Below are 24,806 nucleotides of genomic sequence, written 5' to 3'. Positions count from 1 at the left end.
CAGCGTTAAGCGGCGGGCGTCACAAATGCGTTGGGATGGGCACGCCGCAAGCCCGTAAAATCGTGCAATCTCAACGCGGAACCCTTATATCAGGCGGATCAGGCGAGAGCGCAGGCGTGGGCGCCCGACGGCGCGAGTCGCTCCGTCGCGTCAAGGCCCGCCTGCCCGAGGAAGTTCATGTCCGACACCCCCCAGAGCGAGCACGCCGATTACGGCGCGGAATCGATCCGCGTGTTGAAGGGCCTCGACGCCGTCCGCAAGCGGCCCGGCATGTATATCGGCGATACCGACGACGGCTCCGGCCTCCACCACATGGTGTACGAGGTCGTGGACAACGCCATCGATGAGGCCCTGGCGGGTCACGCCGACCTCGTGACCGTCACCCTCAACGCCGACGGCTCCTGCACCGTCTCGGATAACGGGCGCGGCATTCCCGTGGACATACACAAGGAGGAGGGCGTGTCGGCGGCCGAGGTCATCATGACCCAGCTGCACGCCGGCGGAAAGTTCGACCAGAACTCCTACAAGGTGTCCGGCGGCCTGCACGGCGTCGGCGTCTCGGTGGTGAACGCCCTGTCGTCGTTCCTCAAGTTGCGCATCTGGCGCAATGACAAGGAGCACGCGATGGAGTTCCGCCACGGCGACGCCGTGGCACCCCTCGAAGTCGTCGCACCCGGCAACGGCCGCCGCGGGACGGAAGTCACCTTCCTCCCGTCGACCGACACCTTCACGATGATCGAGTTCGACTACGGGACGCTGGAGAAGCGCCTGCGCGAGCTTGCCTTCCTTAATTCCGGCGTGCGCATCGTCCTGACCGACGCGCGCCACGCCGAGAAGAAGCGCGAGGAACTGTACTACGAGGGCGGCATCGAGGCATTCGTCCGCTACCTCGATCGTTCGCGCAAACCGATCGACGGCATCACGAGCCCGGTGGTGGTCCGCGCGGAGCGCGACGGCATCCGCGTCGAAGTGGCGTTCTGGTGGAACGACTCGTTCAACGAGACGGTCCTGCCCTTCACGAACAACATCCCGCAGCGGGACGGCGGCACCCACATGGCGGGCTTCCGCGCCGCCCTGACCCGCCAGATCACCGGCTACGCGGATTCCTCCGGCGTCTCCAAGAGGGAGAAGGTGTCGCTCACCGGCGAGGATTGCCGGGAAGGCCTGACGGCGGTGATTTCCGTGCAGGTGCCCGATCCGAAATTCTCGTCGCAGACGAAGGACAAGCTCGTCTCCTCCGAGGTGCGGCCGGCGGTGGAGAACGTCCTCAGCGAGGGCCTGTCGACCTGGCTCGAAGAGAATCCGAGCCAGGCCCGCTCCGTGATGGCCAAGGTCGTGCTGGCAGCCTCGGCCCGCGAGGCAGCCCGCAAGGCGCGCGAGACCGTCACCCGCAAGGGCGCCCTCGACATCGCCTCACTGCCCGGCAAGCTCGCCGACTGCCAGGAGCGCGATCCGAGCAAATGCGAGATCCTGCTGGTGGAGGGCGACTCCGCCGGTGGTTCGGCCAAGCAGGGCCGCGACCGCGCCTTCCAGGCGGTGCTGCCGCTGCGCGGCAAGATCCTGAACGTCGAGCGCGTCCGCGCCGACCGGATGCTGTCCTCCGCGGAGATCGGCACGCTGATCACCGCCCTCGGTGCCGGGATCGGACGGTCGTCCACGGACCGCGAGGGCTTCAATCCGGAGAAGCTGCGCTACCACCGCATCATCATCATGACCGACGCGGACGTGGACGGCTCGCACATCCGAACGCTGTTGCTGACCTTCTTCTTCAGGCAGATGCCGGAACTCATTGATCGCGGCCATCTCTACATCGCTCAGCCCCCGCTCTACAAAGCCGAGCGCGGCCGCCGGGCGATCTACCTTAAGGACGAACGCGCCCTCGAGGATTACCTGATCGACCAGGGCACGGACGGGGCGATCCTGCGCCTCTCCACGGGGGCCGAATTCGCCGGAGCGCAGCTCAAGAGCCTGGTCGAGGAGGCGCGGACTTTCCGGAGCATCCTGCAGGGTCTCCATACCCGCTACGATCGCGCCGTCGTCGAGCAGGCGGTGCTGGCCGGGGCTCTGGACGCCGAAGCGGCCTCCCGGCCGGGTGAGGCCGAGGTGCTGGCCGACTCGACCGCACGCCGCCTCGACGCCATCGCGGACGAGATCGAGCAGGGGTGGTCGGGCGAAGCGTTCGAGGGCGGTTACCGCCTGAGCCGGACGCTGCGCGGAGTCCGTCAGGTCGCGAACCTGGACGCCGGGCTGATCGCCTCGCAGGAGGCGCGTCGCCTGTCCGAGCGGGCCGACGCCTTCCGGGAAATCTACGGCGAGCCCGCCACGCTCATGCGCAAATCCGACGAGACCGTGCTCCACGGGCCGGTGGCGTTGTTCGAGGCGGTGATGGCCTTCGGCCGGAAGGGCCTGCAGCTCCAGCGCTACAAGGGCCTCGGCGAGATGACCGCGCAGCAGCTCTGGGAGACGACCCTCGACCGGGACGTGCGCTCGTTGTTGCAGGTCAAGGTCAAGGATGTCACCGACGCGGACGACTTGTTCGTCAAGCTGATGGGCGACGTCGTGGAGCCGCGGCGCGAATTCATCCAGGAAAACGCGCTCAGCGTCGCCAATCTCGACGTGTAAACCCGAGCGGGGCGCTTCCTCAGTCGCTCGGCGGCACGGTCTTGAGACTGAGGATGTAGTCGATGACGGCATCCATCTCGTGCCGGTCGAGCCGCAGGCTCGGCATGCGCTGATGGTGACTCTGCAGGAACACGTCCAGGGACAAAGCAGTCGTCGAGGTCATGTTGGCGACCCGGAGAAAGGCCGGCCCGGCGAACTCGCCCGCTTGCGGCTCGCGGCCGATGACATGGCACTGGCTGCAGAGCTGCTCGGCCACGGTCCGGCCTCCGACATGACGGTCCTCCGCGTGAACGCGGGTCACGGGTCCGATCCCGGCGGCCAGGAGCCCGGCGACGACAGCCGCGCGGGCACTGCGGGACGGCAACATCATGGCCGCCCCGCGATCCGCAGCCACGTCGCCGCGGATCCGATGGCCACGCCGCCGAGAACCACGTGCGCCCAGGTTGCGCCGTCGTTCGCGGCGAATCCGAGCACCCACGGCGCGACGAGGGTCCATGCCCCAACGAGCAACACTGTCCGTTCGAGCACGGCCCGGAAATGGATCTGGTTGGCGCCGTAGAGCGCCACGATCAGCAAGCCCGGCAGGAGGGCCGAGGCGGCCGCGCGCGTCTGGTCGGTGAAGACCAACACCCAGGCGGTCAGGACCAGCGCGATCCCGGCCGTGTGCTGAAGGATGCCGAGGAGGATCTCGTCCGTCCGCCAGGTCGGCGGCCGAGCGACGGTCGTGTCTGTTCGGTCCATGATCTGCCTCCCGTCTGCCCGGTCCGGCTCTGCGCCGCGACCGGATCGCGCGTGCCGCCGCAATCTGGCCGTCAGGCGTGGACCTCGGCGATGATGCATCCGGGATCGACGACGTCGCGGGGCGCAGCCAGGACCATAAGGCGGCCTCCCGCTGGCGAGACGATGTCGTGGAGGGCCTCGCCGATTCGGACGGCGGCCACCGCGTCGCCGGTCCGGACCAGAGCCCCGTCTTCGACCAGCCACCGCTCAAGAATGCCCTCGGGCAGCATGCCCGTGGACCAGAGCTGCTCGGCCACGTGAACGTCAGCCATGGTTGCCTCCCTTCGCAGATCGGAAAAGAACGCCGACGAGCGTCAGGGCGCCTTGATCTGGCTCAAGGCATGGCGCCGGTGCGCGGCGCCGCGTCCGTCCGGTGTCTGGCCGTTGGCGCACCCGTGGGTAATCCTGCCGGGACCGGGGCCACACGCCTTGCCCGGATGCCCGTCATCGGCCGGCGGACGGCCAACGCCCGTGAACCCGACGCGGCAGACCGGGCAGCCGGCGCCTTTGCGCTGGATCAATGTCGAACCGCTGGCCGGATCTAGCGTCGGCCCCGACCCGATTTGAACGGGACGCCTTCGAGCGGCACCGCGATGAACCACACGCTGACCCACCGGATCGTCATCGCCGACCTTGCATTCGTGCCGAGCGTCGATGCGGCTCAGATCGGCGCCGCAGCCGGGAACCGCCGCGTGGGATCGAACGGATCTGTCGGACGCAGCGTGCCATCCAGGCGTTGGACCGGTCCGCGACTGTGCCCGCAGTCGCAGTGCCGGTGGAGGTGCGGACCGGCTGACTGACGCTGACCCGACGGCGGGCAGCCGGACCGCCGCAGTCCTCATAGCCCGCCCCTGCCTATCGGAGTGCTGCCATGACCATCGCGAACATCATGGTCGCGGTCGACCTCGGTGAGTCTGCACGCGATCGCATCCACCTCGCCGCGTATCTCGCTGACGATTTTCACGCCGGCCTGATCGGCATTGCGGCAGAGATGCCGGATTATGGGGGCGCCCCTGTCGGCCCGACGCCGGGAGGCGCGTACGGCATCCCGGCGATCCAGGAGAGCGTCCYGGACGATCTCAGACGCGCCCAGGCGACGTTCCGGGAGGCGACCGGCGGGCGCAGCCGGACCGAATGGCGCTCGAACCTCGACTTCCCGCTGGCCTTTCTGACGTCGCAAGTCGCCGTCGCCGACCTCGTCGTCCTCGGTCGGGAGGGTGACGGAAACTCGCGCCTCTCGGTCGACCCGGGGGATGTCCTGATGCGCGTCGGTCGACCGGTGCTGGTGGTCCCGCCCAAGGTCAGCCGTCTCGACGCGAAACGGGTGGCGATCGGCTGGAAGAATACGCGCGAGGCGCGCCGCGCCGTCCGGGATGCCCTGCCGTTCCTGAAGCGAGCGATCCAGACGGTGGTGGTGGCCATCGACGAGGGAGGGGGCTCCGCCGAGACGCGGGACGTCGTCGCGTTCCTCCAGGCCCATGACGTCCGCAGCACCCCAGTACGGACGGAAGCGCATGGCACCTCGGCCGCGGCGGCGCTCGTCGACGCGGCCGCCGAGCACGGCGCCGACCTCATCGTCACGGGTGGCTACGGCCATGGTCGCCTGCGCGAGTGGGCCTTCGGGGGTGTCACCCGCACCCTGCTCGCCCGAACCCCAGTTTGCTGCCTGATGAGCCACTGAGTGGCAGGCAGGGAGGATCACATGGCCGGCAAGCGCAACCTCATGATCCCACACGGCGGCTACGTCATCGTGGCCGACGGCCGCAAAGTCCTGGTGCTTCTCAACGAAGGTCACCCGTTGCAACTGGACCTACAGGTCCGACGGGTCTTCGAGGCGCCGCCGAACCCCCCGACGCGCGACCAGGGTACGGACAAGCCGCCCCGGGTCAGGCTCGGCGACCGTCGGAGCGCCATCGAGCAGACGGACTGGCACGAGTTGGCCGAACGCCGATTCACCGATGAGGTGGCGCAGGCATTGGACCGTCTCGAACCGGTCCCCGCCCTGGTCGTCGTCGCACCGCAACGGACGCTCGCGGAGTTGCGAATCGCTCTGCCGGAACGGCTCCGGCGCTCGGTCATCGCGGAGATCGACCAAGATCTCACCAAGCATACGGTCAGCGAGATCCAGCGGCATCTTCGGGCGGCCTGAGTCGTGTCGCACGCGCCCCTTCGAGCTGTTGACCCACGTCAATGTCGCGCCCGCGCCGACGCGCGATTCCTTGGCTCCGTCCGGTACTTGCTCCGGCCCTCCCGGGGCACGAGCCGGCGCCTCGCCTCCCGGCGGCCCGACGTCGTCGGTCATGCTCGTCAGACAGGGCGTTCGAATATGGCGAGGACCCAGGCTTGGTGCGCTGACGGTGTCCCGCCATTCGCTTCCTTCCCGCCCGATCCATCGGCGCGCGTCGGATGGCCGGCAGCGGGCGCGGCGGCAATCGGCTCGGATCCATCCTGGAGAATGACGATGGTAGGCAAAGACATCCCATCCATCGCAGATGCGGGCGAAGCGGCGATCCAGGCCACAGCTGCCAAGGTTGGCGCCGACATCCTGGCACAGTATCGCCAACTCGCGTTGGCCCTGCGCCAAAGAGGGTGGGACGAGATCGCCGCGATGGGCGGATCCATCGATTCGGGTGAGCGCGCATGCCGGCAATGCGCATTCCAGCTCTACGGCACAGCGGCGTCCGAACTGGACGACATCATCGCGGACCTGCTCGACAGCCTGGACCATCCGTACGTCGAAACGGGGCGGATCCAGGCCCTGCACATTCTCGACGGCGGTCGGGCGGATTGAGCGGGCTTGGACCGGGCATTCGTGCCCGCGGGCCGAGACGCAGTTCTCCCGGCTATCGCTGCACCGGCCCTGTGGCCCACGCCTCGTCGAGGCACACGGTCCTCCGGCGTGCACGACCATGACCCGCCTCAGTGGACTATCAGGCAGCAGACGGGCGCGGTCTGCGGCATATCCCGGGCCGCACCACCGCAGATCCAGTCCCGCAGCCGGCTGTGACCGTGATCGCCCACGAGGAGTTAGCCGCCCATGACGACAAGGTCGGTGTTTCCCCACTAAGCGGGGCTGAAGATCTCGCCGGGGGCGCCCGTTACTGGTTCACGCAGTCACCGCAACGCCGTCGCATCCATCGGCGAGGGACGGCCCAGGCCCGGTTGATCAGGAGCAATGCCGGCCGTTGCCGGATGGGGACATAGACGGCGTCATGGAGGCTTCATGACGTCCGCGTCCGCGATCCCGGCGCCCGGTGCATCCAGCATCGGGCTGATGCCCGATCGGATTACGACGCCGCCGACACTCGCGGCGTTCATCACCGATGCGAGCCGATCCCATCAGCCCACCTTGGTGCTGATCGCGATGGTGCTCTTCGTCGCCGATCTTGCGCCCCTCGAGTTGCAGCGGCGGATCGTCAACGCGGCCTTTCCTGGCGGGAGCGTCCGGTCCATCGCCGCGCTCGCGATGCTGTATATCGTTGCCGCCCTGGCGATGGGCGCCCTGAAGCTCGGGCTCAACGTCTACCGCAGCTATGTCAGCGAGAGCGCCGTCCGCCGCCTCCGCAAGATGCTGCTCGGGGATTTCGGATACCTCGCCCCGGAACATCGTGCCGAAGTCGAAGGCGTCGAAGTCTCGCTCATCCTGGCGGAGGCGGAGCCGGTCGGCGCGTTCGTCGGGATCAGCGTGTCGGAACCGGTGCTGCAGGGCGGCATCGTCGCCGGGACCTTCGCGTACATGCTGTACCTCAACCCGCTGATGGCGCTCCTGGCGCTCGCCGTCTTCACGCCTCAGATGATCTTCGTGCCGCTGATGCAGCGGGCCATCAACCAGCGCGTCGTCACCAGGACCGGCGCCTTGCGCCGCATCAGCGGCGGCATCATCGGCAACCACCATCTCAAGCCGTCCAGGCTTCAGGCCGCGCGCATCGACCGGGTGTTCCAGCTCAACATGGGCATCTTTCAGCTGAAGTTCTCGATGAATTTCCTGATGAACCTGATGCATCACCTCGGCATCGGACTGACCCTCGGCGTCGGCGGCTACCTCGTCGTGAAGGGCGCGACGGAACTCGGCACCGTCGTCGCCGTCGTCGCCGGTCTGAAACAGCTCAACGACCCGTGGAAGGGTCTGATTGACTGGTTCCGTGAGCTACGCGTCACCCAGGCCAAGTATGCCCTGCTCCGGCAGGCCCTCGACACGCTGTCCCGGAGACACCCGAGACGAAGTCCCGTTGCGGAGGTCGCCGATCCGGCGCTCGGATCGTGAAGCACCGGACCGAACTGCGAGACGTCTTGGGCTGAGGCGTCGCCGCCTGCATACGGTTGCCGATGCCGCCGGCCCTGTCGAATGAACGTACATCACCGCCCGAGCGTATGCGTGTCTTGCCGGGTTCTGCCGGCCACTTCGAGACGCGCCCATCGTGCGCCGGCCGATGGCACGCGCTGGCGCCAGCATCGGGCCAGCGGAAGACGATAAAAGCGACGCCGCTGCCCCGATCGGCCTCAGGCCACCGCGTTCGCCGGCTGGCAACAGAGCGTCCGCGGTCCGGCCGTCATCCGGAACCCGGCGGCGGTACACGCCACCCCCGTCGAGGCCCGCATCGTCGTCGGCGCCACGCGCGCGATCACGGTTTCCCGACGGGCGAGCGTCGGTTGAGATAGGTCAAGGCGGCCCGGAGCATACCTGGCGATGTTCAAGGGTCGGAGGATCCAAACCAACGTTTCCAGGCCTGCATCATGTCACCGAGCGAGCCGACCATTTACGTGGTGGACGACGACCACGCCGTCTTGCACTCCACCCGCTTTCTCCTCGAGAGCGAGGGGCACTGCGTCGAGACCTTCTCGGGCGGTCGAGAACTGCTGGCGGCGTTTCCCGGGCCGGAGCCGGCTTTCGTGCTCCTCGACCACGTCATGCCGGGGATGGATGGCCTTGAGGTGCTCGGCCGGCTGCGCCAACTCGATGTCCGCGTCCCCGTCGTTCTGATCACCGGTCATCCCGACCCCGGCATCCGTGCGCGCGCCCGCGCGGCCGGCGTGCCGCTGGTCGAGAAGCCTCTGGCGTGGGAGGTCGTCCTGGGCATGCTCGCCTGCAAAGGCGGTCGGACAACCCGTGTTCCGCAATACGGTGCCTGACGGTCCTCGGCCAGCCCGCCGCGGGACTCGTGGGCGCGGCGGCTCACGCGGAGCGGCCCCAGGCGCACGCTGAGGGGACTGCGTGCGCTTACCCCATTCCGGCTGAACATCCAGCCTGATCGGGTCGTCGCACGCGCGCCTTGATCTGTCGCGAGCGGTCCTGCGCTTTTCGCGCCGACACCGGACCAGCGTCGACCGCCGCGTTTGATCCACGTCAAGGTTCTGGGCCAACGCGGCGCCAAGGTCGAGGCGGTCGCGAGGCTCGGTCAGGACGCAGCACCTTCAAGAGGGTGCTGCATCATGGTCCGGCTCGGCGACACTGCACTTTCACCCACGCCCATCGGAGCGTCCGCAGCCCGCAATGACGAAGAGGATATACCGGTGCCGGTCCTGAACCCCTCTTCCGCACCCTCGCCAAACGGTGGCCAACCCGATTGCGAGTCCTCGATCCGCCGCCACGTCCGCCGCGTGCTACGTCGGGCAACCGAGACGGCGGCCGGGTCCCGCGCAGACGTGAGGGGTGACGCGAATGGCCGGATGCCGGATGCGGGCCTCCACCGCCGCAGGCTTGCCGCCAGGGTGTGGCTGCCGCGCTTCGATTCGAACTGGGCCGGTGTTGCCCTCGCCACCGGCATCGCGACGCTGACCGGCATGGTCGATCGCTGCGCCATGACGACGACAAGCGGATGCGGTGCGCCTCGCGTTCCCACCCGCGCCCTCTCGTGAGCGCGCTTCGAATCATCTGAGCGCCAGGCTCTGCGCGTCCGGCCAGGCCTTGGCTGGATCGCGCGCAGGGGTACGCGATCGCGAGCGCACCCTGCGATCGCGTCGTCTCAGCCGCCGGCGGTCGCCCGGGGCCTCCCTTGAGATGGATCAAGGCTGTCCCCTCGGATGGCCACGACCATGGGACCGGTCCAGACGGGAGACGACCCATGTCCCAGCTAGCCCCATCGCCATTGGGGGCCATCCGCGATGTCCTCGTCGGCGTCGCCATCGAAGGCGAGCACACGGAGCCGTCGTCCGCGCTCGGCTATGGCCTGACGCTTGCCAAGGCCGCAGGCGCGCACCTGACGGTCCAGTCGGCTTCATGGCGCTTCACGGGCGATGATGCTTGGCTCGGCGACTTCGACGACGAGGGTTTCGCGAGGATCGACCACCGTCTCGACGCGTTGGCACGCGGCCTCGCGGATCGCACCGCCGGGGACGCGAAACAGGCGGGCGTGATCTGCACGACGGAGGCGGGAAGCTTGTCTTACCCCGACCTCGTCAGCCGGTTGGCCCTCCGGGCACGCCTGCACGACCTGGTCGTCCTGGATGCCGGACCGCAATCGTTCGACATCGACCACGAGATGATCGAGAAGGCGCTGTTGCTGAGCGGCCGCCCGGTCATCGCCGTGCCGACCGGACATGGCCCTTTCGAGGCGCGGAAGGTTATCGTCGCCTGGGATGGCAGCGCCCAGGCCGCACGCGCCGCCAACGATGCCATGCCGATTCTGCGCGCGGCCGAAACCGTCGAAATCGTAGTCGTGGGCGACGAGTCGGAGATCGAGGCCTCGGTGCCGGGCGCCGAGTTCGCTCCCCACCTCGCGCGGCACGGCGTGAACGTGACCGTCAACGACCTGCCCGATTCGGGAGGCGTCGCGGACCGGCTGCGCGCCCAGGCCGGCCTCTTCCAGGCCGACCTGATCGTCATGGGGGCCTACCGGCATTCACGGGCGCGGGAGTTCCTGTTCGGTGGCGTCACCCGCGCGCTCCTGCGGAGCAGCCCGGTGCCGCTGTTCCTGTCCCACTGAGCGACAGACGCTCACGATGCCCGGACTCAGCTCCTGCCGGACGGTCGCGACCGTCAGCCTGACGCGCAGGGGCCGCCTGCCGTAGCGGCGGACGTCGTTTACCCCAGCTGCGGGGGCGGCCGATCGTGGCGGCGCGCCCGGCCCTGCGCCGTACCGCGAACCGGTCCGACCTTGCGGACCCGCTGAACACAACGCGGTTGCGCACCTTGGCGGCCGGCCGCACCTGCGTGGAACGACAGGCCCGAGCGGGGGACGCCGCGCCTCGTGACCACAACCGATCAGAGCCGCGCCCGCGCGACTTCCGCGATGGCACGGATCAGGCGGCGCACATCGGCCGGATGCGGTCGAGGAGCTGATCGATCGGTCAACGATCCGACCACACCGTCGACGTCGTTGGACGCGCCGGAAGAGGCCAGCGTCCGCTCGGGAAACCGGCGCTGCGCGACGTTCTCGTACGACAACATGTCAATCCCCGCGGGTCGCGGCGGATGCCCTCCATCGGTTCGTCCACACCGGCGCGGGATCCTTCGAGGATCTGCGCGAAACGATTCCGCGACGCGACGAGCGCACCCGTGATGTGAAGGCGTGCGTTCCACGACAGGGACGTCTCGACGATGTTGCGAACGTCGTCATCGGAACACGTCCGGCGGCTGACGTAGAGCAGCGAACCGTCCATGTTCCACCTCCGCGCGGTCGCCCGTCCTATCGTGGCGACACCGGCGGCCGCGACCTGACCGCCGATCATGGCCGCAGCGCCTTCAGGTAGGCCGTGAGGTTGGCAGCGTCACCCGGCGCGAGCCGGAAGTCGGGCATCGCGGGGTGGCGCCGCGCCACGCCTTCGATCAGGACATCGGCGAGGTCGTCGATGGGGAAGCGCGCGGCGAGGGTGCGGAAGGGGGGCGCCGCGCGCATCGGGCTCGCGCCGTGCGCTTGGACGGCGTGACAGCGTGCGCAGACCGCGCGCGCGATGGCACGGCCGCGCGCCGGAGAGGCATCCTGCGCTGTGGCGGGCATGGCGAGCCCGCACAGCGCGGCAGTCGTGCCGATGAGGATGTTCCTGGTGAACATCAGTGACTCATGAGGCTTGCGATGGGTGTGCGGTCGAAGATGTCGCGCGTGACGCCGCCGAACAGCCATTCGCGCACGCGGGAATGGCCGTAGGCCCCCATGACGATCAGATCCGCGTCCTGAAGAAGGGCAAAGCGCAGGATCTCCGATCCGTCGTCGTCTGCCGTATGGAGCAGATGCGCGGTGGCATGGGCGCCATGCCGGGCGAGGTGGCCGGCCACGTCCTCTGCACCCTCCTGCTGCGCGTGCGCGCCGACCGTCGCGACCCAGACCTGGTCCGCCTTGCGCAGAAAGGGCAGCGCGGCCAACACTGCACGCCGGGCCTCCGGACCATCCTTCCAGGCGACGACGATGCGGGCGGCCGCGAGGTGTGCGGTCCGTGGCGGTACGACGAGGACGGGCCGGCCGGCCTCCATCACGACGGGTCCGGGGGATACGCCCAGGGGTCCCGGATCCTCGTCGCCCGGTCCCTGTCGGCTGACGACCACGAGGTCCGCGGCGCGCGCCATCTCGACGAGATGCGTCACGGAATCGGCGAAGCACGAATGCCAGTCGGTGCGGATCCCGGTGCCGGCGCAGCGCTCGAAGGACGCGTGCACCTGATCGAGGATGGCCTGGATCTGCTCCTTGTTCCGTCCCTCCCGCTCGATGGCGTCGTAGACGTCGCGGACCAGGATGGGGGCCGGGACCTCGTGGGCGGCCGCACCCGTCAAGGTCGCCTCGAAGCGTCGCGCGAGTCCGGCGGCGAGCCTGATCCGGTCCGGAGCGGCTTCGCCGAGATCGGCGGAAACGAGGATATTCGCGTAGTCCAAGGCCGCCTCCGGGATCCGTCGAGACCGTTGGAGCGATGCTCGTCCCGGTGAGGCTCCGTCGCCTTGATCCAGCGCAACGCGGAGGCGGAGCGCTCCCGGTCGCCCAGGGGCGCGGGTCCGACCGCATCCGACCGGTGTTACCGCGCGCGACCCGCGTATGCCGTTGCGGCCGCTGATGGCTCCGCACGGCGATCGCGCTTTCGGACGGTGCCTTGATCTGGATCACCGGCACGGGAAAGCGCGCACCGTAACCTGCACGGCGTTGCCGGAGATCGTGCATGCTGGACGCGGAAGTGAGAGACCCGGCCGGGGTTGCCGTCGAGCCGCCGCGGCCCGGGTTGCGGTTGCTCCCGGCCGCAGAGGTCCGCGGCCCGGCCACCCGGTCCGATCCCCCCGAGGAGGAGGACGATCTCGCGCCGGTCCGGCGTGCGATCGATCAGAGCGTGCATGCCTCCGTCGCCCGGATGACAGCCGGCCTTTCGCCCGCGGCCCTGGCCGAGGCATGGTTCGACTGGGCGATCCACGCGGCCTTCTCGCCGGGCAAGCAGGCGACGCTCGTCATGAAGCTCCTGCGGAAGCAGATGCGGCTCGCGCAGTTCGCGGCCCGGAGCGCCGTGCTGCAGGGCCACGCGGCGCCGTGCATCGATCCGCTGCCCCAAGATCACCGCTTCGACGATCCGGCCTGGCAGGTCTGGCCGTTCAGCCTCGCCTGCCAGTCGTTCCTGCTGACCCAGCAATGGTGGCACAACGCCACGACCGGCGTGCCCGGCGTTTCGCGCGCCCACGAGAACCTCGTCGCCTTCGTGGCGCGTCAGTTTCTGGATGCCGCCTCGCCCGCGAACCTGTTCTGGACCAACCCGGTCGTGCTGGGCGAGACCTTGCGGACCGGCGGCGGAAACCTCGTGACGGGCCTGCTCAACGCCGCCGAGGACGCGGTGCGCATGGCCCAAGCTCTGCGGCCGGTGGGTGCCGACGCCTTCCCGGTCGGCAGCGCGGTGGCGGTCTCGCCCGGCAAGGTCGTGTTCCGCAACCGGCTGATCGAGCTGATCCAGTATGCGCCGAGCGTGGCTGCGGTCAGGCCGGAACCGGTGCTGATCGTGCCGGCCTGGATCATGAAATTCTACATCCTCGACCTGTCGCCCGAAAACTCCCTGGTCCGGTACCTCACGGCCCGGGGCCACACCGTCTTCATGATCTCCTGGCGCAACCCCGGTCCGGAGGACCGGGACGTCTCCTTCGACGATTATCGCCGGCTCGGCGTGATGGCGGCCCTCGATGCCGTCTCGGCCATCGTTCCCGGCCACCCGATCCACGCGGCCGGGTATTGCCTGGGCGGCACGCTGCTCGCCATCGCGGCCGCCGCGATGAGCCGGGACGGCGACGCCCGCCTCGCTTCGCTCAGCCTCTTCGCCGCGCAGCTCGACTTCACCGAAGCCGGAGAGCTGACGCTGTTCATCGGCGAGAGCCAGATCAGCTTCCTGGAAAGTCTGATGCGGAGTCAGGGCACCCTCGATGCCCGGCAGATGGCCGGCGCCTTTCAGCTCCTGCGTTCGAACGACCTGATCTGGTCCCGGCTCGTCCGCGATTATCTCCTGGGACGGCGGCAGACGATGACCGACCTGATGGCCTGGAACGCTGACGCGACCCGCCTGCCGGCGCGCATGCACGCCGAATATCTGCGGAACCTGTTCCTCGGCAACGATCTCGCGGAGGGGCGTTTCGAGGCGGCGGGACGGCCGGTCTCGGTCACCGACATCCGCGCCCCGATCTTCGCGGTGGGTACCGAGCGCGACCACGTCGCACCCTGGCGATCGGTGTTCAAGATCCACCCCCTCGCCGATACCGACGTGACCTTCGTCCTCGCCAGCGGCGGACACAATGCCGGGATCGTCGCGCCGCCCGGCCGGCCGCACGGCCGTTACCGGATCCGGACCACGGGGGCGAGCGAGCGTTACCGGGATCCCGACACCTGGATCGCGCAGACGCCGCAGGCCATTGGCTCCTGGTGGCCGGCCTGGGCCGCGTGGCTGGCCGAGCGGTCGGGTCCACTCGTCTCGCCGCCGGCGATGGGCGCGCCGGCCTCGGGCTACGGGGTGCTCGGGGATGCCCCCGGCGCCTACGTGCTGGAGGCCTGAGGGGACGGCCCGATGGAACCGCTCCGCTTCATCGAGAACCGCACCTTCTCAGAGATCGCGGTGGGCGACACCGCCAGTCTCGCCCGCACCCTGCGGGCACAGGACATCAGCCTGCTCGCCCTGGCATCTGGCGACGTGAACCCCGCCCATCTCGACCGGGACTATGCCGCGACGGACCGTTTCCACGGGTTAATCGCACACGGCTTCTGGGGCGGATCCCTGATCTCCGCCGTGCTCGGCACGGAGTTGCCGGGACCTGGGACGGTCTATCTCGGGCAATCCCTGAAGTTCCTGCGCCCGGTCCGGATCGGCGACACCGTGACGGCGCGCGTCACCGTGCGCGAGAAGGATGCCTCCGATCACCGGGTCCGCCTCGATTGCGTCTGCCTGAACGGGCAGGGCGAAGCGGTCATCACCGGCGAAGCCGAGGTGCTGGCGCCCATCGAGAAGGTGCGTCGGCCGCGCGTCCTGCTGCCGGAGGTCCACCTGCACGAGCGGGGCCTGCACTGGGCTCGCCTGATCGAGGCGGCGCGCCGCTTCGCCCCGGCACGGACGGCCGTCGTCCATCCCTGCGATGTGGCCTCCCTCGAAGGTCTGCGCGCCGCGCGGGAGGCCGGGCTGATCGTGCCGGTTCTCGTGGGGCCGCGGCCGAAGATCGAGTCCGCGGCGCAGGCGGCGGGTGTCGACCTGAACGGCATCGAGATCGTCGAGGCGCCCCACAGCCACGCCGCGGCGGAGAAGGCGGTTTCCCTCGCCCGCGCGGGGCAAGTGGCAGCCTTGATGAAGGGGGCGCTCCACACCGACGAGATCCTGGCGGCCGCCATGTCCCGGGCGACAGGCCTGCGGACCGAGCGGCGCATGAGCCACGTCTACGCTCTCGACGTGCCGACCTACCCCAAGCCGCTGTTCCTGACGGATGCCGCCGTCAACATCGCGCCGAGCCTGGAGCAGAAGCGCGACATCGTGCAGAACGCCGTCGACCTCGTCCGGGCGCTCGGCATCGCGCAGCCCAAGGTCGCGATCCTCTCCGCCGTCGAGACGGTCTCGACCAAACTCGGCTCGACCCTCGACGCGGCGGCCCTCTGCAAGATGGCCGAGCGCGGGCAGATCGCGGGCGGCCTGGTCGACGGGCCGCTGGCCTTCGACACCGCCATCTCCCGCGCCGCCGCTGACGCCAAGGCCCTCGTATCGCCGGTCGCGGGCGATGCCGACATCCTTGTGGTGCCGGACCTCGTGTCGGGCAACATGCTCGCCAAGCAGCTGATTCATCTCGCGGGCGCCGACGCCGCGGGTCTCCTGCTCGGCGCGCGCGTCTCGGTCATCCTGACGAGCCGCTCCGACAGCACGGCGGCGCGGTTGGCCTCCTGCGCCCTCGCGCAACTCTTCGCGCACCGCACTGGGACGCCGTGAGGCGGTCAGTCGAACGGTTCCTGGCGGACCGGCGTCGGCCTGACCGCTGAGGTCGGCTTCGCCGTCACGCAGAGGGGCCTGCAGAAGGACAGGATCTCCGCACGCAGGACCGCCAGCGGCCGGTCGGCCGCGAGGCGGCGCCATGACGCGAGCGGACCGCAACCCCGCCTGATCTGCGCGGCCAGGACCGCAACCGTCGCGTCTGAGGGATCACCTTCGCGCACGGCGAGACGATGCGCGAGGGTCGCGGCGGGCGCCTCCAGCCAGAAGCCGTAGAACGGTGCGCCGCGGTCCCGGGCGACGGCCTCGATCCGCGCCCGTTCCTCGGGACGATCGAACACCGCGTCCGCCACGGCGCCGTGGCCCGCAGCCAGGATGCGGCCGGCCTCGTGGCGCAAGGTCGCGTAGACCCGGTCCGACGTGGCGGGGCCGTAGGCGGAGTCAGGCAGACGGGTGAGGGCGCCGACCCCGTGCAGACGCTTGCGGATGCGGTCGCTCGACAGGACGCGGGCGCCCGGGGCCGGCCCGATCCAGGGCGCGGCCGCCGCAGCGACGCTGGATTTGCCCGACCCGCTGAAGCCACCCACGGCCAGCAGGGTGGGGGAAGCGTCCGCGAGCAGATCCGTCGCGAGGTCGAGATAGGCCCGCGCTTCCGCGGCCTCCGCTCCCCCCGCACCCTCCGACTGGGCTGCCGTCACATGGGCGCGGATCACGGCACGGATGGCCATCAGGAACGGCAGCAGGCCGATCCCATCGGTCTCGTCCGCCGCGTCGAGGTAACGGTTGAGCAGCAGGTTCGCGAGGTCGGGGCGTTCGCGGTGCCAGAGATCCATCAGCAGGAAGGCGAGGTCGTAGAGGACGTCGGTCGTCGCGATGGTGTCGCTGAACTCGACACCGTCGAACGGCATCGGCTTGCCCTCGAACAGGCAGATGTTGCGTAGGGTGAGATCGCCGTGGCAGCGGCGGACCTTTCCGGCGGCGCGGCGGACATCGAGCAGCGGGGCATGGCGCGCCAGGATGGCCTTGAACCGCGCCGCGAGACCCTGCGCCGCCTCGGCCGGGACCAGACCGGTCGCCCGCAGCGCGGAATCGTTCATGTCGATCACGGCCGCCATGGCGTCGGCCCCGCCGCATGGGCGGCAGATCTCCGCCTCGGCGTGGAAGGCCGCCAGCGCCTGCGCGAGATCGTCAATGTGGCTCGGCCTGAGACGCCCATCCTGCGCCATCGCGTCGAGCAGGTCCGCGTCGGGGAAGCGGCGCATCTCGACGACGGCATCCACGAGGTCCCCGGACCCGTCGAAGACCAGCGCCCCGTCCGGTTCGCGGGTGATCCGGCGTGCTCCGACGTAGAGCGTGGGCGCGGTGCGGCGGTTGAGCGCCACTTCCGCCGCACAGGCGGCGAGGCGCCGCTCCGGACTCGTGAAATCGAGATAGGGGAAGCGAACGGCGCGCTTCAACTTGAACACGCGATCGCCCGCCAGGAAGAGGTGGGAGATGTGGGTCGATATGGTCTCGACCGCCCCCGAACCCGCCAGCGCCTGCCTCAGGAACGTCGCGATCGGGTTCTGGTCCTCGGGCGGCATCGGATCGGTCCGTTGCGACATCAGGCCGGGCTGGACCGGTGCCGCCACCGCACCGGGACCCAGCCCGGCCCGGACGCGCCGTGGGTGCCGAGAACGAAGGGCTTCACCAGTTCGGCCAGCGCCAGATAGGTGACCGTGATCGCCAGGATCGCCAGGAGGACCGGGGCAGGGGGCGGCACGAAGCCGAACCAGGCGCCCATCGGCGTGAACGGCAGCGCGAGGGCGACCGTGAGGGCGGCGAGCGACGAGACCGCGAGGGCGGTGCCCGGTCGATCGCGCCAAGGCCGACTGCTCGTGCGGATGACGAAGATCACGAGGATCTGCGTTGCCATCGATTCGAGAAACCAGGCCGTACGGAAAATCTCCGGCGTGGCCCCGAAGACAATCAGCAGCAATCCGAAAGTCAGGAGATCGAACACGGAGGACAATGGTCCCATCACCGAGGCGAAGCGGACGAGGCGACCCATGTCCCAGAGCTGCGGTTCGGCAGTGGCCTCGGGCCTGACCCCGTCGAAGGGGATACCGACCTCGGACAGGTCGTAGAGCAGGTTGTTGAGCAGGATCTGCGTCGGGAGCATCGGCAGGAACGGCAGGGCCACCGAGGCGGCGGCCATGGACAGCATGTTGCCGAAGTTCGAACTCGCGCCCATGCGGACGTATTTCAGGATGTTGGCGAAGGTCCGTCGCCCCTCCGCGACGCCGTCGGCCACGACTTCCAGATCGGGAGCCAGCAGGATCATGTCGGCCGCCGCCTGCGCGACGCCGGTGGCGCCCTCCACCGACAGGCCGATATCGGCCTGCCGCAGGGCCGGGGCGTCGTTGATGCCGTCGCCCAGGAAGCCCACGACCGCGCCGTCGGCCTTCAGGGCGCGGACCACCCGCACCTTCTGATCGGGCGTGAGGCGTCCGAACGCGTCGACCGCGCGCACGCGCACGGCCAGGGCCTCGTCACTCAGCGCCGCGAGTTCGGACCCGGACAGCGTCGTCTGATCGGCGAGTCCGACGAGGCCCGCGAGGCGGTGCACCACGATCGGATCGTCGCCGGACAGGATCTTCACGCGTACGCCCGCCGCCGCGAGGCGGGCCACCGCCGCGGCCGCGGTCGCCTTGGGCGGATCCGCGAAGGCACTGAAGCCCTCCAGGACCAGATCGGTCTCCTCCATGGCCGCAGCGCCGACCGAGCCGTCGCGTGAAGCCACCGCGATGCTGCGCATGCCGTCGCAGGCGAGTGCACGGACGCGGTCGAGCGCCTCCGCGCGCGCCGCCTCCGTCATGGTCACGCACCCTTCGCCATCGCGTCGGCGCGTGCACAGAGCCAGTACCGCCTCCGGTGCTCCCTTCACGATCAGGAGCGGCCCTTCGGGGCCATCCGCCAGAACGGTGCCGGTGCGCCGGGCGAAATCGAAGGCGCGCCGGCCAGCGAGATGCCAGCCGGCGGCCGCCTCTGGGACTGCGCGGATGAGGGCGGCGTCGAGGGAGCCGCGGTCTCCGCCGAGATCGGCCGCGATGGCTGCGAGCCGGGCTGCCCGCGGATCGTCGTGGCCGGCTCCATCGAGACTGCGGCTGAGCGCGATTTCCGCAGCGGTCAGGGTGCCGGTCTTGTCGGTGCACAGGATCGTCATCGCGCCAAGGTCGTGGATCGCGGCGAGCCGCTTCACGATGACCTTCCGCTGGGCCATGCGCATCGCCCCCCGCGCCAGCGTCACCGTTGTGATCATCGGCAGGAGTTCGGGGGTGAGTCCCACCGCCAGCGCGACGGCGAACAGCAGCGAATCGAGGAGGGGCCGGCCGAAGGCCACCCGCAGCGCCAGCACGGCGATGACGAGGGCGATCGTCAGACGGGCGACCACCAGACCGAACTCACGCAGATCCCGCTGAAACGGCGACGCATTCTGGGTCTCCTCGAGGGATGCGGCGGCGGCGCCGAACATCGTGGCCCGGCCGGTGGCGGCGACCAGTGCGACGGCTTCCCCGGTCTGTGCCACCGCGCCGCGGAACAGCGCGTTGGAGGCTTCCGCGGGGTCGGTGGCCGTGACGAGGCCGGGCGCCTTCTCGACGGGATACGGCTCGCCGGTGAGCGCCGCCTCCGCCGCCGTGAAGGCGTTGCTCTCGACGATCAGGGCGTCCGCTGGGACGATGTCGCCGGCCCGGACCCGGACGAGATCGCCCGGCACCACGCCTTCGACCGGGATCGTCGTGAAGGCGCCGTCCCGGCGTACCTCCGCCTTGAGGGCTACCGAGCGGCGCAGGGCGTCCGCGGCCTTGAGGGCGTGCCCCTCCTGTACGGTGTCGAGCCCGATCGACAGCGCCAGGATGACCGCGATGATCGCGCCGCCGATCCAGTCGCCGGATAGGCCTGAAACCAAGGCCGCCACCAGAAGGATCAGCGCAAGGGGCTCGAGAAGGCGCCGGAGGATGGCGCGCAGGCTGCTGTCGAGGGCGGCCGGAGCGTCGGCATTGGTCCCGTAGCGCGCGAGGCGGCGGGCGGCCTCGTCGGATGACAGGCCGCCGAGGTCACAGGCGAGCGTCGATGCGAGGGCGGCCGGGGTCCGGGTCCAGAAATCCGCGGCCCTGGGTACGAGGGGCTGATCGCGTCGCCGGCCCGTACCGGGTCGCCAACCGTGGCGCGGCACCGGCGACTTGGCAGGCTCTGAGCCGGCGGGGGCGACAATCATCGGGAGCCTCGGTCGTCGGTCTCGGGCAGGTGCCAGCGGGATCGAGGACATCGAAGGTCCAGCGCGACCCGTTCGGCCCTCGCCGCCCCGTTCATTCTGGTGCGGCGACGAGCCCCGGCACCTTGATCCACCTCAAGGGCGTCGGCCCCCCTTCAGATCGGCCGGGTCAAAGCCGGACCCGGATTTCGGCCCAGGGCTTGGCGCGCATCCGAGGGCCGTCGCAGGACGGTACGCTGGAAGGCTCGGACTCCGGTTCGACGGGGGGTGCGGCGATCACCGGCGGCCTCTCGATGCAAGCCCGAGGAAAGAGGCGCCGGCGTCATCGTATTCCCGGCCGCGTTGCAGCCGCCCGGGACACGCGCCGTCAGAATATCGGCGAGCCGGACGGATCGGGCAGGCGCATCAGGGGCTCGCCGACGCGCAGGCGCGCGCCCTCGTGGAGAGACGGGCAGAGCGCGAAACCCGCCGGCGCCAGAACCAGGATGGTCGAGCCATGCTCGAACCAGCCCATCTCGTCGCCCTTGGCGAGGCGCGCCCGGCAGGGCAGCGTCCGGCCGCCGGTCGCGCGCAGGGCACCCCCCTCGGGCAGGAAGCCGAGACGCAGGCCCGCCACCAGGATCGCGGCCACTGGCACCAGGGTGACCGCATGGTGGCCCGCCGCCAGACGCAGCCGAAGGACCGCGCGCTCGTTGCGGCAGAACAGCGCCTCTACGCGCTTGAGCGCGATCGGGTTCACGTTCCAGGTGTCGCCCCAGATGTGCCGGACCGATTCGACCTGCAGGTCATGGGGCGCGTGGAAGCGGTGATACATCCCGGCGGTCAGCCGCAGGGTAGCGTAGCAGCCTCCCTCGTGATCATGCGCCAGTTCCTCGTCCCCGCCCAGGAGATCGCCGAGCCGGTAGGACAGGCCCTTGATCTGGAACAGGCGCCCGGCCTCGATCCGGCCATGGGCGCCCAGGATGGCGTCGCTGGGGCTCGTGAGGAGTGCGGGATCGCTCGCGATCGGCCGAGCGCCGGGGCACAGGGCACGGACGAAGGCGGCGTGCAGGCTGGGGAAGCGAGTCACCTGCGCGTCGCGGAGGTCGACGTCGCAGAACAGCCGCCATGTCGCGATCGAGAGGTCGCGCACCAGCGGCTGCTCGATCCGGCTGAACCTGCCCATGAACCGGGTGGCGAGGCGGCGCGGCAGTCGGTTCGTCAGCAGGAAGTTGAGATTCTCCTGAGCGCCGACCCGCGCCAGAACAGTCCGCAGCCGGGATCGGGACACCGTCATCATGCCGCAAACCGCCTCCGATAGGGCGCGGGACGATGTCCGCGCTCCTCATCACCCTGTCCGCCACCGCCGCCGCAGCGCTCGCCCTGCCGCTGGCCGCGGAGCGCCTGCAACTGTCGCGGGCGAAACACCGCTCGCTGACCGGCCACGCCCGAATGGCGCGGCGTGTCGCCGGGCTGATCCCGCACTACGCCTATTCCGAGCACGCGTTCTTCCGCGCCGATGGTCCGGACGAGGCGGTGGCCCTCCGGCGGGAGGCGGGATTCGCGCGCTTGTCCGATCTGTTCCGGACGCGCTTCCCGCGGACCCGGGCCGAGACCGAGGCGGTTCGCGACGGGCTCTCGGACCTCCAGTTCACCGGGCTCTACCGGGTGCCGTTCCAGTACGCCCGGCACGTGCGTGCGCATCTGGGCACCGGCGCCTTCGCGGCCTCCGCAGAGGGCGTGACGATCACGGATCTCGATGGCAACGTCTTCTACGACCTCGCCGGCTCCTACGGGGTGAACCTGTTCGGCGTGGATTTCTACCGCGCCTGCCTGGAGGAAGGGAGCGCGCGGGTCTCGGCCCTCGGCCCGGTGCTCGGGCCACTGCACCCGGTCGTCACCGGCAACGTCACCCGGCTCAGGGCGATCTCGGGCCTCGACGAGGTCTCGTTCCACATGTCCGGCACCGAGGCGGTCATGCAGGCGGTGCGGCTGGCCCGCTACCACACCGGCCGCCGCCGGATCGTCCGGCTCTGCGGCGCCTATCACGGCTGGTGGGGCGAGGTTCAGCCCGGCATCGGCAATCCCGTGCCCACCCGCGACACGCTGACCCTCGCCGACATGTCCGAACGGACCCTGAGGGTCCTGGCGAACCGCCGGGACGTCGCCTGCGTGCTGGTCAACCCACTTCAGGCGATGCACCCCAATGCCGGGGCGCCGGCCGATTCCGCCCTGGTCGACAGTGGCCGCAGGGCGAGCTTCGACCGTGCGGCCTACACCCGCTGGCTGCAGGCGTTGCGGGCGGTGTGCAGCGCCCGCGGCATCGTGCTGATCCTGGACGAGGTGTTCCTCGGCTTCCGCCTCGCCCGGGGCGGGGCGCAGGCGTATTTCGGCCTGCGCGCCGACATGGTCACCTACGGCAAAACGCTCGGCGGCGGCCTGCCCGTCGGCGTCCTGTGCGGACGCGCCGACCTGATGCGGCGTTATCGCGAGGACCGCCCGGTCGACATCTGCTTCGCCCGCGGGACCTTCAACGCCCACCCCTACGTGATGGGCGCGATGGCCGCGTTCCTGGACCGGCTCGACAGCCCAGCGGTCACCGCCCTCTACGCCGGCCTCGACGCGACCTGGGACGGACGCGCGCGGCGCCTGAACGTTCTCCTGGCGGAGGCCGGCCTGCCGGTGCGGGTCGCCGCCATGTCGACGGTCTGGACGGTCCTGTACACCAAGCCGTCGCGCTACAACTGGATGCTGCAATTCTACCTGCGCGCGGAGGGGCTGGCTCTGTCGTGGGTCGGGACCGGACGCCTGATCTTCAACCTCGCCTACGACGACGCGGCCTTCGAGGCCGTAGCGGCACGCTTCGTGGCGGCGGCGCGGGCGATGCAGGCGGACGGCTGGTGGGAGGCAGGGGCGCCGAGCGACAGGGCGATCCGCCGGTCTATCCTGCGGGAGGTCGCCGCCATCCGGCTCGGAAAGCTCGGCGCGCGCCTGGGCCTGCACGCGCCTGAGCAGGGCTGAGCCGGGCGGAGGGCGGCCCGGCACGCGTGGCCCGGGTCTCAGGCGCCCCGCTCGTGCGGCTCCTGCTCCTCGACCAGCTCGCCGTGCAGGAGGGCCAGGGGCGCCCTGTGGTAGAGCTTGATGTCGTGGAACGGATCCGTGAGGATCTTGGTGACCCAGACGAGGCCGGTCTGCAGGTCACGCTGCAAGAAAAGTTGGATCATCCGGAACAGCAGGCCCGCGAGCGCCAGCCACAGCCAGATCCAGCCGACATTGCGGATCAGGTCCGCGGTCGTCTGATGGGGCGAGATCAACCCGAACAGGCTCGGGTCGAAGTAGAGCGGCAGGGGTGACAGCGCCCAGATCGCCAGGAGCACGACCTTCCTCTGGAGGTTGTAGCCGACCTTGATCTCTTCCTTGTGCTCGTGCGTGGCGTCGTTGACGTGGTCGTAGCCCTTGGGCTCGAAGAACAGGTGGCCCGCCTGACGGGAGGTCATCGCCACGAGCCAGCCGATCAGGGCCGCCGTGGCCGGGTCCTTGAACGCCAGCGCGTAGGCCACCAGGAAGCTGATGGCGCTGACAACATGCAAACTCTGATTGACGCGGTTGTGGTGATAGTACCGGTGGTCGTCCCAGCGCTGTAAGCGCAGCGCCTCCAGAAAGCTCGCCATGGTGTGCTTCCCCGATCGAAAGGTTGTGGGCTGGTCGACGGTGATCCGCGCTCAGGCGTCGCGCTTGCGCAGGCGCAGGAGGGAGAAGTGGCCGAGGGGCGGCAGCGCCCGGCGCTCGACGATCTCCACGGGAGCCCCCGCGGCCCAGGCGGCATAGCGATTCCAGGCGAATTCTGTCCGCCAGCCGAGGCGGCTCGTCACCGGCGCGAGGGCGTGCTCCACGGTGCGACGCAGGCCCGCCTCGGCACCGATCCGCGTCGTGATGACGATCTCGCCGCCGGGGCGCAGCACGCGAGCAAATTCGTCGAGGGCCGTCTCTGGATTGGGGACCGCCGTGACGACGTATTGGGCAACGACCACGTCGAAGGAGGCGTCGGCGAAGTCGAGGTGCTCGGCATCCATGACGGCGAGGCGCTCGACGTTGGGCAGGCGCATCCGCGCCACGCGCTGGCGCGCCTTCTCCAGCATGGGTGCCGAGATGTCGATCCCGACGACGCTGTGGGCGCGTCGATACGCCGGAAGGGACAGTCCGGTGCCGACGCCGACCTCCAGGATCCGACCGCCGATCCGTTCCGCTGCCGCGGCCGCCAGGGTCCGGCCCTGCGCAAAGACCGGCCCGAAGACGAGGTCGTAGACCGGCGCCCAGCGGCCGTAGGCCCTGGCGACGCCGTCGCGGTCGAGATCGGCGCTGAGAGCGCCCGCGCGCGACGGACCGGTGTCGTGCATTCCGATGGCCATGGGTGTCCTGTCTCGTTGTCGGCAAGGTCGGAAGGCCGGCGGATTCTTCCTGCCGCCGGCTGCGGGTCTCGGTCGGGCGTCCCGGATCAGGCCGGGTCCCGCGAGAAGGGGAGGCCGTCGCGGCCCGGCCCGGCCGAGGCCGTCTCCAGGGACCGGCCTGCCCGCGCCACCCGCGATGGCCGGGGGACGGCCGGTGCGATCGCTGGCATCGTGGGGCGCCGCGGGCCGATCAAAACAGGCGGGCGTGCGAGAGGCGGGATCTCGGGGCGCACCAAGCCGCCTGGACCATCATCGACCCCACGCCGCCTCTCCGGACAAATCTTTCCGCCGGCAAAGCTATGTCGATCGTTTGACAAGGTTGTGACAAGTCCATTGCATCCCGATCGATGTATTCGTTTCGTTGGCAAATCATC

22 protein-coding genes and 1 pseudogene are annotated in these 24,806 nt (G+C 69.9%); 11 read left to right on the top strand and 12 right to left on the bottom strand.

Annotation, left to right across the window (positions count from 1 at the left end):
- Window positions 1–177: 177 nt before the first annotated feature.
- On the top strand, window positions 178–2,622 hold the full coding sequence (gene gyrB / locus ACXJKQ_RS04910) for a DNA topoisomerase (ATP-hydrolyzing) subunit B (RefSeq protein WP_457104643.1): 2,445 nt from the start codon (window positions 178–180) through the stop codon (window positions 2,620–2,622).
- Window positions 2,623–2,641: 19 nt separating this feature from the next.
- Here gyrB and ACXJKQ_RS04905 read toward each other — a convergent pair whose 3' ends face one another.
- The 3 genes from ACXJKQ_RS04905 to ACXJKQ_RS04895 form a co-directional block, all read right to left on the bottom strand.
- The gene (locus ACXJKQ_RS04905; protein WP_457104642.1) at window positions 2,642–2,992 is read right to left on the bottom strand and encodes a c-type cytochrome; all 351 of its coding nucleotides are present in this window, start codon (window positions 2,990–2,992) and stop codon (window positions 2,642–2,644) included.
- Window positions 2,989–3,363: an SPW repeat protein gene (locus ACXJKQ_RS04900; RefSeq protein WP_457104641.1), complete on the bottom strand. Its 375-nt coding sequence runs from the start codon at window positions 3,361–3,363 to the stop codon at window positions 2,989–2,991. The genes ACXJKQ_RS04905 and ACXJKQ_RS04900 overlap by 4 nt, the downstream gene beginning before the upstream one ends.
- Window positions 3,364–3,434: 71 nt before the next feature.
- On the bottom strand, window positions 3,435–3,674 hold the full coding sequence (locus tag ACXJKQ_RS04895) for a biotin/lipoyl-containing protein (protein WP_457104640.1): 240 nt from the start codon (window positions 3,672–3,674) through the stop codon (window positions 3,435–3,437).
- Window positions 3,675–4,273: 599 nt separating this feature from the next.
- Here ACXJKQ_RS04895 and ACXJKQ_RS04890 point away from each other — a divergent pair.
- From ACXJKQ_RS04890 to ACXJKQ_RS04860, 7 genes are all read left to right on the top strand, one after another.
- Window positions 4,274–5,083, top strand: a complete 810-nt coding sequence (locus tag ACXJKQ_RS04890; RefSeq protein ID WP_457104639.1) for a universal stress protein — start codon at window positions 4,274–4,276, stop codon at window positions 5,081–5,083.
- Window positions 5,084–5,104: 21 nt separating this feature from the next.
- Window positions 5,105–5,551, top strand: a complete 447-nt coding sequence (locus tag ACXJKQ_RS04885) for a host attachment protein (protein ID WP_457104638.1) — start codon at window positions 5,105–5,107, stop codon at window positions 5,549–5,551.
- A 312-nt stretch (window positions 5,552–5,863) separates the two neighbouring features.
- The gene (locus ACXJKQ_RS04880) at window positions 5,864–6,193 is read left to right on the top strand and encodes a hypothetical protein (protein ID WP_457104637.1); all 330 of its coding nucleotides are present in this window, start codon (window positions 5,864–5,866) and stop codon (window positions 6,191–6,193) included.
- Window positions 6,194–6,625: 432 nt separating this feature from the next.
- Window positions 6,626–7,666 (top strand): ABC transporter ATP-binding protein, encoded by a 1,041-nt coding sequence (locus ACXJKQ_RS04875; protein ID WP_457104636.1) that lies wholly within the window; start codon window positions 6,626–6,628, stop codon window positions 7,664–7,666.
- A 470-nt stretch (window positions 7,667–8,136) separates the two neighbouring features.
- Window positions 8,137–8,532, top strand: coding sequence for a response regulator transcription factor (locus ACXJKQ_RS04870; RefSeq protein WP_457104635.1), 396 nt, complete (start codon window positions 8,137–8,139; stop codon window positions 8,530–8,532).
- Between the two features lie 204 nt (window positions 8,533–8,736).
- A complete protein-coding gene (locus tag ACXJKQ_RS04865) occupies window positions 8,737–9,258 on the top strand; it encodes a hypothetical protein (RefSeq protein WP_457104634.1) in 522 nt (173 codons plus the stop codon).
- Window positions 9,259–9,464: 206 nt separating this feature from the next.
- A complete protein-coding gene (locus ACXJKQ_RS04860; RefSeq protein WP_457104633.1) occupies window positions 9,465–10,325 on the top strand; it encodes a universal stress protein in 861 nt (286 codons plus the stop codon).
- A 278-nt stretch (window positions 10,326–10,603) separates the two neighbouring features.
- Here the strand turns inward: ACXJKQ_RS04860 and ACXJKQ_RS04855 are convergent, their stop codons facing one another.
- The 4 genes and pseudogenes from ACXJKQ_RS04855 to ACXJKQ_RS04840 all read right to left on the bottom strand — a co-directional run bounded on the left by ACXJKQ_RS04855 (window position 10,604) and on the right by ACXJKQ_RS04840 (window position 12,205).
- The gene (locus ACXJKQ_RS04855) at window positions 10,604–10,789 is read right to left on the bottom strand and encodes a hypothetical protein (RefSeq protein WP_457104707.1); all 186 of its coding nucleotides are present in this window, start codon (window positions 10,787–10,789) and stop codon (window positions 10,604–10,606) included.
- A gap of 65 nt (window positions 10,790–10,854) precedes the next feature.
- A pseudogene (locus ACXJKQ_RS04850) lies at window positions 10,855–11,001 on the bottom strand (BLUF domain-containing protein); the annotation flags it as partial.
- 65 nt (window positions 11,002–11,066) lie between these two features.
- A complete protein-coding gene (locus ACXJKQ_RS04845; RefSeq protein ID WP_457104632.1) occupies window positions 11,067–11,393 on the bottom strand; it encodes a c-type cytochrome in 327 nt (108 codons plus the stop codon).
- Window positions 11,393–12,205, bottom strand: a complete 813-nt coding sequence (locus ACXJKQ_RS04840) for a universal stress protein (RefSeq protein ID WP_457104631.1) — start codon at window positions 12,203–12,205, stop codon at window positions 11,393–11,395. Before ACXJKQ_RS04840 ends, ACXJKQ_RS04845 begins: the two co-directional genes overlap by 1 nt.
- Before the next feature lie 278 nt (window positions 12,206–12,483).
- Here ACXJKQ_RS04840 and ACXJKQ_RS04835 point away from each other — a divergent pair, with 278 nt between their 5' ends.
- Both ACXJKQ_RS04835 and ACXJKQ_RS04830 read left to right on the top strand, forming a co-directional pair.
- A complete protein-coding gene (locus tag ACXJKQ_RS04835) occupies window positions 12,484–14,340 on the top strand; it encodes a PHA/PHB synthase family protein (protein WP_457104630.1) in 1,857 nt (618 codons plus the stop codon).
- 12 nt (window positions 14,341–14,352) lie between these two features.
- On the top strand, window positions 14,353–15,750 hold the full coding sequence (locus ACXJKQ_RS04830; RefSeq protein WP_457104629.1) for a bifunctional enoyl-CoA hydratase/phosphate acetyltransferase: 1,398 nt from the start codon (window positions 14,353–14,355) through the stop codon (window positions 15,748–15,750).
- 5 nt (window positions 15,751–15,755) lie between these two features.
- On the opposite strand, the gene ACXJKQ_RS04825 is transcribed toward ACXJKQ_RS04830, so the two are convergent.
- From ACXJKQ_RS04825 to asd, 3 genes are all read right to left on the bottom strand, one after another.
- A complete protein-coding gene (locus ACXJKQ_RS04825) occupies window positions 15,756–17,333 on the bottom strand; it encodes a bifunctional aminoglycoside phosphotransferase/ATP-binding protein (RefSeq protein ID WP_457104628.1) in 1,578 nt (525 codons plus the stop codon).
- 20 nt (window positions 17,334–17,353) lie between these two features.
- Window positions 17,354–20,008, bottom strand: a complete 2,655-nt coding sequence (mgtA, locus tag ACXJKQ_RS04820; RefSeq protein WP_457104627.1) for a magnesium-translocating P-type ATPase — start codon at window positions 20,006–20,008, stop codon at window positions 17,354–17,356.
- Window positions 20,009–20,372: 364 nt separating this feature from the next.
- The gene (asd, locus tag ACXJKQ_RS04815) at window positions 20,373–21,284 is read right to left on the bottom strand and encodes an archaetidylserine decarboxylase (RefSeq protein WP_457104626.1); all 912 of its coding nucleotides are present in this window, start codon (window positions 21,282–21,284) and stop codon (window positions 20,373–20,375) included.
- A gap of 32 nt (window positions 21,285–21,316) precedes the next feature.
- Between asd and ACXJKQ_RS04810 the strand changes: the two genes are divergently transcribed.
- The gene (locus ACXJKQ_RS04810) at window positions 21,317–23,005 is read left to right on the top strand and encodes an aminotransferase class III-fold pyridoxal phosphate-dependent enzyme (protein ID WP_457104625.1); all 1,689 of its coding nucleotides are present in this window, start codon (window positions 21,317–21,319) and stop codon (window positions 23,003–23,005) included.
- Window positions 23,006–23,043: 38 nt separating this feature from the next.
- Here ACXJKQ_RS04810 and ACXJKQ_RS04805 read toward each other — a convergent pair whose 3' ends face one another.
- Together ACXJKQ_RS04805 and ACXJKQ_RS04800 are read right to left on the bottom strand one after the other, a co-directional pair.
- The gene (locus tag ACXJKQ_RS04805) at window positions 23,044–23,655 is read right to left on the bottom strand and encodes a hypothetical protein (RefSeq protein WP_457104624.1); all 612 of its coding nucleotides are present in this window, start codon (window positions 23,653–23,655) and stop codon (window positions 23,044–23,046) included.
- 51 nt (window positions 23,656–23,706) lie between these two features.
- Entirely contained in the window at window positions 23,707–24,393 is a 687-nt protein-coding gene (locus tag ACXJKQ_RS04800) for a class I SAM-dependent methyltransferase (RefSeq protein WP_457104623.1), read from the bottom strand.
- Between the last annotated feature and the right edge of the window lie 413 nt (window positions 24,394–24,806).

This window comes from Methylobacterium sp. P5_C11, assembly GCF_054049775.1.
This window is presented reverse-complemented; position numbering and strand designations above follow the sequence as displayed.